The sequence below is a fragment of the Streptomyces sp. NPDC054932 genome, assembly GCF_053610205.1.
The window spans coordinates 16,526-29,981 of the sequence record NZ_JBSGXU010000103.1; the positions used below are offsets into that span (position 1 = coordinate 16,526).

General features: G+C 70.8%; 15 protein-coding genes. 6 read left to right on the plus strand and 9 right to left on the minus strand.

Features of this window, described 5'->3' with window-relative positions:
* Positions 1–92 precede the first annotated feature (92 nt).
* Positions 93–1,040 (minus strand): helix-turn-helix domain-containing protein, encoded by a 948-nt coding sequence (locus ACWGE1_RS25025; RefSeq protein WP_453422725.1) that lies wholly within the window; start codon positions 1,038–1,040, stop codon positions 93–95.
* Between the two features lie 117 nt (positions 1,041–1,157).
* Here ACWGE1_RS25025 and ACWGE1_RS25030 point away from each other — a divergent pair, with 117 nt between their 5' ends.
* Together ACWGE1_RS25030 and hemB are read left to right on the plus strand one after the other, a co-directional pair.
* Positions 1,158–2,216, plus strand: coding sequence for a saccharopine dehydrogenase NADP-binding domain-containing protein (locus ACWGE1_RS25030; protein ID WP_453422726.1), 1,059 nt, complete (start codon positions 1,158–1,160; stop codon positions 2,214–2,216).
* 97 nt (positions 2,217–2,313) lie between these two features.
* On the plus strand, positions 2,314–3,315 hold the full coding sequence (gene hemB, locus ACWGE1_RS25035) for a porphobilinogen synthase (protein ID WP_453422727.1): 1,002 nt from the start codon (positions 2,314–2,316) through the stop codon (positions 3,313–3,315).
* A 12-nt stretch (positions 3,316–3,327) separates the two neighbouring features.
* On the opposite strand, the gene ACWGE1_RS25040 is transcribed toward hemB, so the two are convergent.
* The 4 genes from ACWGE1_RS25040 to ACWGE1_RS25055 all read right to left on the minus strand — a co-directional run bounded on the left by ACWGE1_RS25040 (position 3,328) and on the right by ACWGE1_RS25055 (position 6,282).
* Positions 3,328–3,690: a hypothetical protein gene (locus ACWGE1_RS25040; RefSeq protein WP_453422728.1), complete on the minus strand. Its 363-nt coding sequence runs from the start codon at positions 3,688–3,690 to the stop codon at positions 3,328–3,330.
* A gap of 159 nt (positions 3,691–3,849) precedes the next feature.
* The gene (locus ACWGE1_RS25045) at positions 3,850–4,635 is read right to left on the minus strand and encodes an ABC transporter permease (protein ID WP_453422729.1); all 786 of its coding nucleotides are present in this window, start codon (positions 4,633–4,635) and stop codon (positions 3,850–3,852) included.
* Positions 4,632–5,588 carry an ATP-binding cassette domain-containing protein gene (locus tag ACWGE1_RS25050; protein WP_453422730.1) on the minus strand — a complete coding sequence of 319 codons (957 nt, stop codon included), beginning with the start codon at positions 5,586–5,588 and terminating at the stop codon, positions 4,632–4,634. Before ACWGE1_RS25050 ends, ACWGE1_RS25045 begins: the two co-directional genes overlap by 4 nt.
* Before the next feature lie 28 nt (positions 5,589–5,616).
* Positions 5,617–6,282 carry a DUF4097 family beta strand repeat-containing protein gene (locus ACWGE1_RS25055; protein WP_453422731.1) on the minus strand — a complete coding sequence of 222 codons (666 nt, stop codon included), beginning with the start codon at positions 6,280–6,282 and terminating at the stop codon, positions 5,617–5,619.
* Positions 6,283–6,527: 245 nt separating this feature from the next.
* Between ACWGE1_RS25055 and ACWGE1_RS25060 the strand changes: the two genes are divergently transcribed.
* From ACWGE1_RS25060 to ACWGE1_RS25070, 3 genes are all read left to right on the plus strand, one after another.
* Positions 6,528–7,259, plus strand: a complete 732-nt coding sequence (locus ACWGE1_RS25060) for a helix-turn-helix domain-containing protein (protein WP_453422732.1) — start codon at positions 6,528–6,530, stop codon at positions 7,257–7,259.
* Between the two features lie 108 nt (positions 7,260–7,367).
* Positions 7,368–7,946 carry a hypothetical protein gene (locus tag ACWGE1_RS25065; RefSeq protein ID WP_453422733.1) on the plus strand — a complete coding sequence of 193 codons (579 nt, stop codon included), beginning with the start codon at positions 7,368–7,370 and terminating at the stop codon, positions 7,944–7,946.
* 107 nt (positions 7,947–8,053) lie between these two features.
* Positions 8,054–8,326: a DUF1876 domain-containing protein gene (locus tag ACWGE1_RS25070; protein ID WP_326588679.1), complete on the plus strand. Its 273-nt coding sequence runs from the start codon at positions 8,054–8,056 to the stop codon at positions 8,324–8,326.
* A gap of 48 nt (positions 8,327–8,374) precedes the next feature.
* On the opposite strand, the gene ACWGE1_RS25075 is transcribed toward ACWGE1_RS25070, so the two are convergent.
* Positions 8,375–9,130 (minus strand): ABC transporter permease, encoded by a 756-nt coding sequence (locus ACWGE1_RS25075; protein ID WP_453422734.1) that lies wholly within the window; start codon positions 9,128–9,130, stop codon positions 8,375–8,377.
* Positions 9,127–10,062 (minus strand): ATP-binding cassette domain-containing protein, encoded by a 936-nt coding sequence (locus ACWGE1_RS25080; RefSeq protein WP_453422735.1) that lies wholly within the window; start codon positions 10,060–10,062, stop codon positions 9,127–9,129. The genes ACWGE1_RS25075 and ACWGE1_RS25080 overlap by 4 nt, the downstream gene beginning before the upstream one ends.
* Before the next feature lie 100 nt (positions 10,063–10,162).
* On the opposite strand from ACWGE1_RS25080, the gene ACWGE1_RS25085 reads away from it, so the two are divergent.
* Positions 10,163–10,951 carry a TetR/AcrR family transcriptional regulator gene (locus ACWGE1_RS25085; protein WP_453422736.1) on the plus strand — a complete coding sequence of 263 codons (789 nt, stop codon included), beginning with the start codon at positions 10,163–10,165 and terminating at the stop codon, positions 10,949–10,951.
* Between the two features lie 172 nt (positions 10,952–11,123).
* On the opposite strand, the gene ACWGE1_RS25090 is transcribed toward ACWGE1_RS25085, so the two are convergent.
* Both ACWGE1_RS25090 and ACWGE1_RS25095 read right to left on the minus strand, forming a co-directional pair.
* Complete coding sequence (locus ACWGE1_RS25090) at positions 11,124–11,891, minus strand: hypothetical protein (protein WP_453422737.1); 768 nt, start codon at positions 11,889–11,891, stop codon at positions 11,124–11,126.
* Complete coding sequence (locus ACWGE1_RS25095) at positions 11,875–13,086, minus strand: hypothetical protein (RefSeq protein ID WP_453422738.1); 1,212 nt, start codon at positions 13,084–13,086, stop codon at positions 11,875–11,877. The genes ACWGE1_RS25090 and ACWGE1_RS25095 overlap by 17 nt, the downstream gene beginning before the upstream one ends.
* Positions 13,087–13,456: the final 370 nt, after the last annotated feature.

Consider the following 13,456-nt stretch of genomic DNA (forward strand, 5'->3'; position numbering starts at 1 on the left):
GCGGCTCCCGCCCCGCGAGGATCGCCGCCGGACGGGACCGGGAGGCGTACGCGTACGACCGGCGGGCCCGCAGGCCCGGAACGCAGGCGCCGTCAGGTGGGGTTCGCGCTGCGGAAGGCGCGCCGGTAGCTGTCGGGCGGGACCCCGACGACCCGCTTGAACTGGCGCCGCAGCGTCGTGGCGGTACCCATGCCGGTGGCGGCGGCGACCGCCTCGACGGTGTCGTCGGTGGCCTCCAGGAGCTCCTGGGCGCGGCGGACCCGCTGGGTGAGCAGCCACTGCAGGGGTGTCTGGCCGGTGACCGCCCGGAACTGCCGTCCGAGATGGCGCGGGCTCGTACTGGCCCTGCGCGCCAAGTCGGTGACGGTCAGCGGCCGGTCGAGGCGCTGCTGGGCCCAGGCGAGCAGATCGGCGAGCCGGTGGTCCCCCGCGACCTCCACCGGGGTGGAGACGAACTGGGCCTGACCGCCGGGCCGGTGCGGCTGCATGACGAGGCGGCGGGCGATGGAGTTGGCGACGGCGGCGCCGTGGTCGAGGTGGATCAGGTGCAGGCACAGGTCCACGGCGGCGGCCTTGCCGGCGGCCGTGAGCACGCTGCCGTTGTCCGTGTAGAGCACGTCCGGGTCGACCTCGGCCCGCGGATGACGGGCGCTCAGCTCCGCGGCGTGCGCCCAGTGGGTGGTGGCCCGCCGGCCGTCCAGCAGGCCCGCGGCGCCGAGCACGAAGGCGCCGGTGCACAGGGAGGCGACCCGGGCGCCCGCCTCGTGGGCCGCGCGCACGGCGTCGATCAGCTCGGGCGGCGGCGGCTCGTCCACGTCGGCGCACGCGGGCACGATCACGGTGTCGGCCCGGACCAGGCGCTCCAGCCCGTGGTCGGGCTCGACCGTGAACGGGCCGACGCGCACCGGGCCGGGGCCGCAGAGCAGGACGTCGTACCAGCCCTGCGGGGCGTCGGGCGGGGGGTTGCCGAAGATCTCGTAGGCCACCGCCAGCTCGAAGTGCAGCAGGTGTCCGGCGGCCGCCAGGGCGACGGTGGGCATGTCCGAAAGTGTACGGGTGATGTCGTTCCGGACCATCACGGCCGGGCCGTGCCCGCCCCGAGACTGGGTCTGTCGGGACGGCGAGGACGCCGGGACGCATCGAGGACGGGGAGAGCGATGAGCACGGTGAGCACGGTGAGCGGGGCGCGTACGGCCGGTGCGGTGGTGGTCTACGGGGCGACGGGACACACCGGTCGTTTCATCGTCGCCGAGCTGCGCAGGCGCGGTATCGCGACCGTCGTCTCCGGCCGCGACGCGGCCCGGCTGGAGGAGTCGGCGGCCGCCGGTGCGGACGTGCTCGTCCGTCCGGCCACCGTGGACGACCCGGCCTCGCTGGACCGGGCCCTCGCCGGAGCCGCGGCCGTCGTCAATGCCGCCGGACCGTTCGCGGTGACGGCGGGCCCGCTCGTCGAGGCGGCCCTGCGCGCGGGGATCCCGTACGTCGACGTCGCGGCGGAGATCGAGGCGAACGCGGCGATGTTCGCGGACCACGCGGAAGCGGCCCGCGAGGCGCAGGTGCCCGTGGTGCCGGCCATGGCCTTCTACGGGGGCCTGGGCGACCTGCTCGTCGGCGCGGCGATGGGGGAGTGGACCGCGGCGGACGAGGTGCACGTCGCCTACGGGCTGAGCAGCTGGCGGCCCACGGCGGGCACCAGGGTGGCCGGTGAGGTGTCGCACGAGCGCCGTGCGGGCCGCCGGGTGCGGTTCACGGACGGCGCGCTGCAGTACCACGACGATCAGTTGTCGGAGCAGGACTGGGACTTCCCCGAACCGCTGGGCCGGCGGGCGGTGATCGCCGAGTTCACCATGGCCGATGTCGTCACCGTCCCCAGTCACGTGGCCGTGCCCGAGGTGCGCACCTACATGGCCGTGGAGGCGGCCCGGGACCTGGCCGGGGCGGACACCCCGGCGCCGGAGCCGGTCGACGACCTCGGACGGTCCGACCAGACCTTCGTCGTCGACGTCCGGGTCCGCGCGGGCGGTGCGGAGCGCCGTGCCACGGCCCGCGGCCAGGACATCTACGCGGTCACCGCGCCCCTGGCGGTGGAGGCCGTGGAGCGCGTCCTGTCCGGGCGCACCCGGACGACGGGTGTGGCCTCGGCCGCCGCGATGTTCGACGCGGGGGACTTCCTGCGGGCGCTGGCCCCTCACCTGTCGGTGGAGGTCTCGCACTGACCGGTGGACGGTCCGGGGACGGGTGGAGCCCGGGAGCGGGGGGCCCGGGCTCTACCCTTGTCCGGACTGCTGTCGATGCTCGAAGAGGCGACTGAAGATGAGCGCGTACGGATCCTTCCCCGGTTCGCGGCCCCGCCGGCTGCGCACCACCCCGGCGATGCGGCGGATGGTCGCGGAGAACCGGCTGCACCCCTCGGACCTGATCCTCCCGGCGTTCGTACGGGAGGGCATCAGCGAGCCCCTGGCGATCTCCGCGATGCCGGGCGTCGTGCAGCACACCCGGGACACGCTGCGGAAGGCCGCCGTCGAGGCGGTCGCGGCGGGGGTCTCCGGGATCATGCTGTTCGGTGTTCCGGCCGACGAGAACAAGGATGCGCTGGGCACGGCGGGCACCGAGCCGGACGGGATCCTGCAGGTCGCGATCCGCGATGTGAAGGCCGAGGTCGGGGACGACCTGGTGATCATGTCGGACCTGTGCCTGGACGAGTACACCGACCACGGCCACTGCGGCGTGCTGGACGAGCACGGGCGCGTGGACAACGACGCGACGCTGGAGCGGTACGCCGAGATGGCGCAGGTCCAGGCGGACGCGGGCGTCCACGTGGTCGGGCCCAGCGGGATGATGGACGGGCAGGTCGGCGTCATCCGTGACGCGCTGGACGAGACCGGGCACGAGGACGTCTCGATCCTCGCGTACACGGCGAAGTACTCCTCCGCCTTCTACGGTCCCTTCCGCGAGGCCGTCGCCTCCTCGCTGCAGGGCGACCGCAAGACCTACCAGCAGGACCCGGCGAACGCCCGGGAGTCCCTGCGGGAGCTGGCCCTCGACCTGGAGGAGGGCGCGGACATGGTGATGGTCAAGCCGGCCGGCCCCTACCTCGACATCCTGTACCGGGTCGCGCAGGCGGTGGACGTTCCGGTGGCGGCGTACCAGATCAGCGGCGAGTTCGCGATGATCGAGGCGGCGGCGGAGAAGGGCTGGATCGAGCGTGAACGCGCCATCCTGGAGACCCTGCTGGGCATCAAGCGGGCGGGCGCCGACACGATCCTCACCTACTGGGCGACCGAAGTGGCGGGCTGGCTCCGCGAGACCCGCTGACGGCCGGCCGGGCTACGGCCAGTCGACGATGCCGTAGAAGACGAGGAAGTCGAGGACGACGGCGGCCGGGGCGATGACGGCGAACCAGACCCTGGCGGTGGCGAACCGCCGCTGCCGGGGGAGCGCCCAGGCGGTGACCAGCAGGACCAGGACCGCCACCAGGCCGGACCCGAACACGGGGAAGGCGACGTGGTAGGAGGTGTCGAACCGGTCGCTCGCCGCGGTTGCGCAGGAGTCGCAGGCCATCGGGGACATCCCGACGAGGAAGAACGCGACGGCGGCCAGGGGCAGCGTCAGCAGGGTGGAGACGAGGGGCGCGACGAACGTGCGCGGGTGGCGCGGGGCGTCCGGGGCGACCAGGGGCTGGTTGTCCATGCGGTCAGTCAACCGGCCTGCGGCAAAGGGCACATGAGTGCGGATACTCAGGTGCTCATGGGGTCGAACGCCGACGGGGCGGCGTACGCCGACCGTGTGTCGGAGTGACGCCGCCCTGGGGCGGAGCGGGGTGCGGGGTGGCCCGCGGGGTCATGCCGGTTACTTCGGGTCGCGGTTGAACGAGGCCGTCGACCAGCGGTAGCCGAGGGCGGCCAGGCCGATGGACCAGGCGACCGCGAGCCATCCGTTGTGGCCGATCTCGGTGCCGAGCAGCAGGCCGCGCAGGGTCTCGATGGCGGGGGTGAAGGGCTGGTACTGGGCGATCGGCTGGAACCAGCCCGGCATCGCCTCGATCGGGGTGAACGCGCTGGAGATGAGCGGCAGCAGGATCAGCGGCATCGCGCTGTTGCTGGCGGCCTCGGCGTTCGGGCTGGCCATGCCCATCCCGACCGCGATCCAGGTCAGTGCCAGGGCGAAGAGCGAGAGCAGTCCGAAGGCCGCGAGCCACTCCAGGGCGGTGGCGTCCGTGGACCGGAAACCGATGGCCACGGCGACGGCGCCGACGAGGACCACGCTGGCGATCGACTGCAGGACGCTGCCGACGACGTGCCCGACGAGCACGGAGCCCCGGTGGATCGCCAGTGTGCGGAAGCGGGCGATGATGCCCTCGGACATGTCGGTGGAGACGGACACCGCGGCCCCGATGACGGTGCTGCCGATGGTCATCAGCAGGATGCCCGGGACGACGTACGCGATGTACTCGGAGCGGCCGGCGCCGCCCATGCCCGCGCTCATCACGTTGCCGAAGATGTAGACGAAGAGCAGCAGCAGCATCACCGGGGTGAGCAGCAGGTTCAGGGTCAGCGACGGGTAGCGCCGGGCGTGCAGGAGGTTGCGGCGCAGCATCGTGGAGCAGTCGCGCACGGCGAGGGAGAGGGAGCTCATCGGACGTTCTCCTTGGGCTGGTCGGGGACCTTGGCGGAGCCGGTCAGGGCGAAGAACACGTCGTCGAGGTCGGGGGTGTGCACGGTCAGCTCGTCCGCCTCGATGCCGGCCGAGTCCAGCCGGTCGAGGACGGAGCGCAGCTCGCGCTGGCTGCCGTCGCTGGGGATCTGCAGCGACAGCGACTCCTCGTCCCGGGCCGCCGTGCCCAGGGCGAGGGCGGCGGACCGGTAGGCGGCCGGGTCGGTGAAGCGGAGCCGGACGTGTCCGCCGGGAACCAGCCGCTTCAGCTCCTCGGCGCTGCCCTCGGCGGCGATCTTCCCGTCGTTGAGGACGGCGATGCGGTCGGCGAGCTGGTCGGCCTCCTCCAGGTACTGGGTGGTGAGGAAGACGGTGACGCCGCCCGTGACGAGCTCGCGGATGATCCGCCACATGTTGTGGCGGCTGCGCGGATCGAGGCCGGTGGTCGGCTCGTCGAGGAAGATGATCCGCGGGTCGCCGACCAGGGTCATGGCGATGTCGAGACGGCGCTTCATGCCGCCGGAGTAGGTGGAGGCCGGCTTCTTCGCCGCTTCGACCAGGTCGAAGCGCTCCAGCAGCTCGGCGGTGATCCGACGCCCCTCGCGCCGGGACAGGTGGTGCAGGTCCGCCAGCAGGAGCATGTTCTCCTCGCCGGTGATCAGGCCGTCGACGGCGGAGAACTGCCCGGTGACACCGATCGCGGCCCGGACCGCCTGAGGGTCGGCGGCCAGGTCGTGACCGCCGACGTGCAGGTCGCCGGCGTCGGCGGTGACGAGGGTGGAGAGGATCTTGACGGCGGTGGTCTTGCCGGCGCCGTTCGGGCCGAGCAGGGAGAAGACCGTTCCTTCGGGGACGGCAAGGTCGATGCCGTCGAGCACGGTCTTGTCGCCGTAGGACTTGCGCAGCCCGTTCGCCGCGATGGCCAGATTGGTCATGGTGGTGTGCTCCTTCGACGCTTGCGGATCAGAGGCTGCGGGCGGTGATGTCGCCGTGGGTGGTGGTGGCGTGGATGGTGAGGTCGGCGGTGCCGGTGTTCCGGAGGGAGTTGTGGACGCGGCCGTGGGTGGTGCCGGCGTCGAGGGAGGCGGAGGTTCCGCGGGCGGCGCCGATGGTGATGTCGCCTGCCAGGGTGGTGAGTTCGACGGTGCCGTGCTGGGCCTCGTTGATGTGGAGGTCGCCCTTCTGGGTGCTGATGCGTGCGGGTCCGGTGAGGCGGCCGACGGAGATGTCGCCGGCGAGGAGGGTGAGGTGGGCGGCGGCGGTCTCGTCGACCTTGACGGTGCCCTGGGCGCCCTCGAAGGTGATGTCGCCGAGCCGCCCTACGCCGCGGAACTCGCCGGCGGCGGTCTTCGCCTCGACGCGGGAGCCGGCCGGGAGCTGGACGGTGACCTCGACGGATCCGGAGTTGCCGAGGATGCGGTTCTTGGGGGCGGGGGCCTCGATCCGCAGGATGCCGTCGCGGTATCCGACCTGGATCTCCTGGGCGGCCTTGATGTCGCGGCTCTTGGAGGCGTCGGCGGGCAGGATCTCGACGGTGGTGTCGGAGCGGTCGGCGGCGATGAGCCGGACGGTTCCCGCGGGGATGTCCAGGACGGCGGCGACGGGGGCGGGGGTGTCGAACTTCTGCATGGTGCTTCTCCTTCTTCTGCAGCGGGCGCTCCGTGCGCTTTGCTGTTTCTGATGAATGAAAAGCTACGTTGCGTTCGATGTTCTGGCAACAGATTCGTTGCGTCAAAACCCAATAGTTGCAGGTGAAAGCCGGGATTTCATTGCAATGGTTTCCGGCTTAACGCAACGCCGAGCAGCCGGTTCGTTGCAATGAACTGGGAGTGAACGCTATAGTGGGGTCATCACAGGCGACGAAAGGGAGCGCGATGCCGGGAGGCAGGCTCAATCAGCAGGAACGTCAGCAGATCGCGCTGGGACTGGCCGACGGCCTCGCCTACGCGGAGATCGCCAGGCGCCTCGACCGCCCGACCTCGACCGTCTCGCGCGAGGTGATGCGCAACGGCGGCCCCAACGGCTACCGCGCCGACCTGGCCCACCGCGCCACCGAACGCCGGGCCCACCGCAGGCAGTCCGTGCCCCGGGGCTCGGAGGCGCCCCCGCAGGCCCACGGCCGCGACGCCGAGGCGGTGCGCGAGTACGAGGAGGCCTTCACCACGGTCCTCATGCAGGCGGGCACGCCCAAGATGATGGCCCGGGTGATGTCCTGCCTGTACATAACGGACTCGGGCAGTCTCACCGCGTCCGAGCTCGTCCAGCGCCTCCAGGTCAGCCCGGCGTCGATCTCGAAGGCGATCGCGTTCCTCGAAGGCCAGGGCCTCGTCCGCCGGGAACGCGACGAGCGCCGCCGCGAGCGCTACTTCGTCGACGACGACGTCTGGTACCAGGCGACGATCGCCAGCGCCCGCGCCAACGCCCTGATCATCGAGACTGCGCGACAGGGTGTCAGCATCCTCGGCCCCGACACCCCGGCCGCCAACCGCCTGGAGAACATCGCCCGTTTCATGGACTTCGTCTCCGAGGGCATCACCCGCGCCGCGGAACAGGCCCGGGAGGTCCTCCACACCAAGCCCGACACGCCTTCGAACGACACCGCCTGACCCGTGTCCCCGGACATGAGTACGCACACTCAGGTGCCCGCCCCGCCGAACTGCGAACCTCGTGGACGTACGTGCGCATCGGCGCGGCAGCACCAAAGGGGGGCGGACATGCAGGACGGCGATCTCCGCACGGCCATCGACCGGACGAACTGGGAGGCCGCGCTGCTCCGGCTCCTGGAGGACGTCTACACCCTCGCCGGGAGCGGACCCCGGCTGCACGGGGACTGGGCCGAGGACGCCCTCGCCGTCATGGAGCGGTCGGTCGCCGACCCGCGGGGCTGGTCCGCCCGGGAATGGCAGAGCGAGGGGCAAGGAGGGGAGGCCGTCCACCCGTTCCGCGGGACGACTGCCGAGGGCCTGCGCGCCGGGGTCCGCCCGATCACGGCGGGCGCCGCCGTCGAGCTGCTCGCCTCGCTCGCGCAGGAGTGGTTCTTCGAGGGCTCCCCGGTCCGGTTCCGGGAGGACCGCGACAGGGTGCTGGAGGACGCCCGGACCCTCCTGGACCGGTTCGGTCCCGATGCGGCGTTCTGGACCTCCTCCCTCCTCGCCCGCACCTGCGACGCCCCCGACTTCCTGGCGCGGGACCTCGAAGGCGGCCACGTCTTCACCTACTACATGATGGATCTCGGCCTGATCGCGGTGTCCGCGGACGAGGTCGGCGTCTTCTGGTCGTTCAACGCACTGTGAGCCGATGATCCGAGGCCGGCCCGATCCGCCCTCGGGCGCCCGGCTCGCGCCGTACCTCCTGCGGGCGCACCCTGGAGTGAAGGGTGACCCCCTGGAGGTGATGCACCATGGCCACGCTCGTCGGGTGGCATGTGGAGCTCGAATTCACCGAGGAGGGCCACCGCACCAGTGCGGCGGCCCTGGTCAGGCTCGGGGACGGCTCCGAGATCAAGGCGCGAGGCTATGCCTTGCGTCACCCCTCCGACCCGGAGCAGTTGAGGGTCGGGGAAGAGATCGCGGGCGCTCGCGCGCTCATGGATCTCGCGTCGCAGATGCTGCAGAAGGCCCACTCGGAGATCGACGAGGCGACGGGCCGTCATTCCTACCCGCTCAATCGCTGAGCGAGCGGTCGCAGAGTCGACCCGCTGAGGGGCTCCGACAGGGGCCCCTCAGCGGGTCCTGCCGCGGAACAGGACCGCCGCCAGGGTCATGGCCACGGCCGTGATGCCCGCGCACCAGGTCAGGGCCACCCAGGGCGCGTCGCCCGCGGGCTGCGCCAGGAGCAGTGCGCGCAGGGATTCGATCACCGGGGTCAGGGGCTGGTGGTCGGCGAAGCCGTGCAGCCAGCCGGGCATGGTGTCGATGGGGACGAAGGCGCTGGACGGGTAGGGCAGGAACATCATCAGGAAGGTGAAGCCGCCCGCCGCCTCCGGTGTCCTGGCGAGCAGCCCGAGCGCGGCGGCCAGCCACGAGATCGCCGTGATGTACGTCAGCAGCAGCCCGGCGGCGGCGAGGACGGCGGCCGGGCCGGCCTGGGGCCGGAAGCCGATCGCGACGGCGACGGCGAGGACCAGGGCGGTGGAGATCAGGTTGCGCACCACCGAGGCCGCGACGTGCCCGGCGAGGATCGGGATGCCGCCGATGTCGAGGGAGCGGAAGCGGTCGATGACGCCGTTGGTCATGTCCTCGGTGACGCTGACGGCGGTGGAGGCCGCGCCGAAGCCCGCGCAGAGCAGCATGGCGCCGGGCACCACGTACGTCACGTACGCCGTGCCGGTGTCGATGGCCCCGCCGAAGAAGTAGACGAAGATCAGCATCAGCATGACGGGCAGCATCAGGGCGGCGATCAGCGCATCGGGCCGGCGGCTGCTGATGCGCAGGCTGCGGCCGGCCAGGGCGAAGGCGCTCACGGGCACGGTGGTCATCGGTCGGCTCCCGTCAGGGCGAGAAAGACGTCGTCGAGGGTGGCGCTGCGCAGGGTGAAGCGGTCGATGTCGGTGCGGTCCGGGTCGAGTTCGTCGAGCAGGGTGCGGACGTGGGCCGCGGTGCCGTCGGTGGGTAGTCCGAGGGTGAGCTCGTCGGGGGCGAGGTGGACGGCGCGCGGGGCGAGGGCCTCGTAGGCGGCGGCGGTGGTGAGGGTCAGGTCGAGCCGGTGCCCGGCGACGCGGGCCTTGAGCTCGGCCGGGGTGCCCTCGGCGGCGATGCGGCCGTCGGCGAGGACGGCGACGCGGTCGGCGAGGTGGTCGGCCTCCTCCAGGTACTGGGTGGTGAGCAGGACGGTGGTGCCGTCGGCGCGCAGTTCCCGTACGAGCTCCCACAGGTCCTGACGGCTGCGCGGGTCGAGCCCGCTGGTCGGCTCGTCGAGGAAGATCACCTCCGGTCGGGAGACCAGGCTCGCGGCGAGGTCGAGGCGCCGCCGCATGCCGCCCGAGTACGTCTTCGCGGTGCGGCCGGCCGCCTCGGTGAGGCCGAACCGGGCGAGGAGCTCGTCGGCGCGGGTGCGGGCGGCGCGCGGGGGGAGACCGGCCAGGCGGCCCATCATGCGCAGCGTCTCGGTGCCCGTTTGGAGCTCGTCGACGGCGGCGAACTGTCCGGTGAGCGCGATGAGTTCGCGGACCTTGGAGCGTCCGGTGACGGTGTCGTGCCCGGCGATGCGGACGGTGCCCGAGTCGGCGGCGGTGAGGGTGGCGAGGATCCGGACGGTGGTGGTCTTGCCGGCGCCGTTGGGGCCGAGGAGGGCGAGGACGCTGCCGCGCGGGACGGCCAGGTCGATGCCGTCGAGGACGCGGAGCTCGCCGAAGGACTTGGTCAGGCCGGTGGCGTGGATGCCGAGGCCTCCGGAGGCGTGCGTGGTCATGGGGGACGGTGCTCCCTTCGCGGTTCTGCGTATGCCTTACGCTCTTCTGTGTAAGTAATACACAGAACTAGGATGGGGGTCAATCGAGGAGTGGGCGGTCATGGCGGACGAGGACGACGAGGGCAGCGGGACCGGGCTCCCGGCCAGCCTGGAAATGGCCTGGGGCCTGCGCGAACGCCCCGGCAAGGGGCCGCGCCCCACGCTCACGCTGCCCCGCATCGTGGAGGCGGCCGTGACGCTGGCCGCCGGTGAGGGAATGGACGCCGTCTCCATGGGCCGGGTGGCCAAGGAGCTGGGCGTCTCGACGATGTCCCTCTACCGGTACGTCACGGCGAAGGAAGAGCTCCACATCCTGATGTCGGACGCGGGAGTCGGCACCCCGCCGCCGCTGCCGCCGCAGGCGCAGGGGTGGGGCTGGCGGGAACTGCTCACCGACTGGGCGTACGCGCAGCGCGCCGTACTGATGGCCAACTCATGGATCCTGCGCATCCCGCTCACCGGGGCGCCGGTCAGCCCGAACCAGCTGGCCTGGATGGAGCGCGGGCTCGCGGCGATGGCCGGCACCAGCCTGCAGGAGGGCGAGAAGATCTCGACGATCATCCTCATCGGCGGCCTGGTCCGTAACGAGGCGACGATGGCGGCCGACATGATGGACGCCATCGTGAAGTCCGGCGTCGCACCGGACCAGGTCCTGGGCCAGTACGTGCGCACGCTGCGGCTGATGACCGGCCCGGACACGCACCCGGCCGTGACGCGGCTGCTGGAGTCCGACGCGTTCACGGGCGCGGACGAGCCGGACTTCCAGTTCCGCTTCGGGCTCGACCGGATCCTGGACGGCCTGGCGGCGCTGATCGCGGGGCGGGCGGGGTCGGCGTCGGGCGGGGTCTGAGGGGGCGGGGGTCGGGGTCGGGGGGTGGCGCGTCCGATCGCTACGCGCTCCTCACCTCTCAGCGTCTCCAGCCCGTCCTGGGCCGGGCACAGGCCGCCCCGGATCGCTACACGCTTCCCGATGACGGCGTCCGGTCCTTGTCCGGGGCTGATGGGAGCGGAAGCGCAGCAGGTCAGACGGGCGGCAGGAGATCGCTCTCGCTCACGGTGTACGTCAGCGCTGGGTAGGTGAAGTCGGTTTCGTCGTTCTCGCGGCGCCGCAGTCGGTAGAACTCGCGCCTCTGCTCGTCATCGGCCGATGTGAGGCGCGCGCCCTGCGGGAGGTACGCGTGTCCGTCGCGAAACCGAAGGAAGGTCTTCGACGTGCGAAACGTTACGCCCAGCCATTGGTTGTCCGCCGTCGGGACGGTGTCCAGCACGATCTTGTGCTTGAATCGCCGGTTCAACTCGACGGAGAACGCGACAACACCGTTGTGGGTGAGGGGGATCTCGAACTTGTCGGCATCGGACCCCTTTGATTCGAAGATCAGCTTCCTCGGTGGGTTCGATTCGGGATGTTGGTAGCAGGAGAAGACGGCGATGAAAGACTCGTCGGCCAGATCCAGGGCCTGGTCGGAATGGCTGCCCATGGTTCTGTAGGCGTTCGTGTAGCTCTCCACGAGAGCATTGTTGAAGCCGACCGGGATCGCCGTATGTTCTTGAATCTTCTGCGCCAGCTGTTCGTGCACCGCGTGGAAACGCTGTGCCGGGCTGCTGTATTGAGTGGTGGTGCGTACGAGAGGCACACACCCCGCCTCGCCGATCCGGGTGAGCGCGGCACCTCGCCGGCCCTTTCCCACGTCTTCCAGACGAGCCGACGCGGACAGGTCCGCAAAGAGATCCTGCCCGATCGGCAGAGAGCGCGAGATGACCTCGTCCTGGATCCTAGGCTCGGGGGGCAACGTAGTCTCCCGTGTTCATGCTGAAGAGAAACTTGTCGCCGTAGTCGATGAAGGACGAGGTCCTGTTCTCCTCGGCGTACAGCCTCCGCAGTTCGTCCATGCCCTCGGGCGTCGGCGGCCCCAGCTCCACCAGATCCCCGGCCGCTTTGAGAAACGTGTGGCCGTTCCGGTGAACGGCTTCGGCGCTCGAACAGCGCACCACGTACCCCAGACGGGTCGGGAGCATCTCGGCGCCCAGTGTCGAAGGCCGGATCTCGTGCGTATACAGGCGGTTGGTGGACAGCGGCATGAAGAACACGGAGCCGGGATAGAGGGTCACGGCGAATTGCTGGGGAAGCCCGCCCCCATCGCCTTCCGGTTCCTTGAGTCGGAAGTGGAGCCGGGTCAGCCCGCTGGCACGCTTCAGACCGTAGTCGAAGGCGTCGTCGGCCATCGGATGCAGCTTGTCGAGCCCGTCATAGAAGGTGCAGAAGGCCATGATCCCATTGACGGGCATGTCCTTCGTCTTGTCGGCATGCGCCGATATCTTCGCCTTCGACTGCTTGCGGTCAGTCGTGGCCAGGGTGTTGTGGTAGATCTGCGCGAGGACATGATTCAGCGGCGCCTGGTCCCGGAATACGGTGGCGGCCTCGCGATTCAGGGCCTCGACGATCCCGGTGTCCGTCGGGCGAAAACCCTCGGTCGGCCCCGAAAGATTCGTGGAGCACCGCAGCAGACGGAAATGCAGCTCGTCACCGCTCTGCTCGACGGGCGTCAGATAGATCCCGCTGCGATGGGCCGTTCCGGGCTTGGTGGACTCCGTCAGGGACTGGAAGGCGTGCTCCGCACGGATCCGTCCGAAGTGATCGGCGTCGAGGTCGAAGAAGCGGCGGTAGTACACGCCGACGCCGTGCACCCGGACGGGAACTCGGCCGACACCGACGAGGGTCCAAGGCCTGTCGACGTCCTCGCGGTAACCGTGCGACAGCTCACGGACGACGAACACCCGCTCCGCCGCCTGCAGTTCGCCGATGCCGGACACATCGCCACACAGGTAGACGGTCTTCTGCGAGAGGTCCGCCGACCCCAGGTCCTCCGGCGTGATCACGGACCCGAAGAAGTCCCTGATCAAGTCGTCGTCCTGCAACGCAGAAGGCGCGACCAGGATGTTGCTCGCATCATTGATGCAGGCCTCTGTCAGCCCTGCCGGGTACATGAAACGGCACCTGCCCTTCGTAGATCTTGATGAATTCAACCGTGGACCAGCCCTGGGCGGCTCGCAGTCGCGTGATCGGGAAGCGTGTAGCGATCCGGGGCGCCTATGCCCGGCCCAGGGCGGGCTGGAGACGCTGGGAGGTGAGGAGCGCGTAGCGATCGGACGCGCGCCACCCCCGACCCGGGGCCCGGTCTCGATGGGCCCCGCCTCCTGGACGTGCCTCTCACGCCGACCGGGCCGGGCAACTCCGACCGTCCCGTCCCTGATAAGCATCCCCCGGCCCGTTCCTTTGGGGGTTTCCCGGCAGTCTTCGTATGTCCGGGGCGGGACGGGCGGTCAAGGGTGGCCGAAGGCCATCGCGCAGCGACGC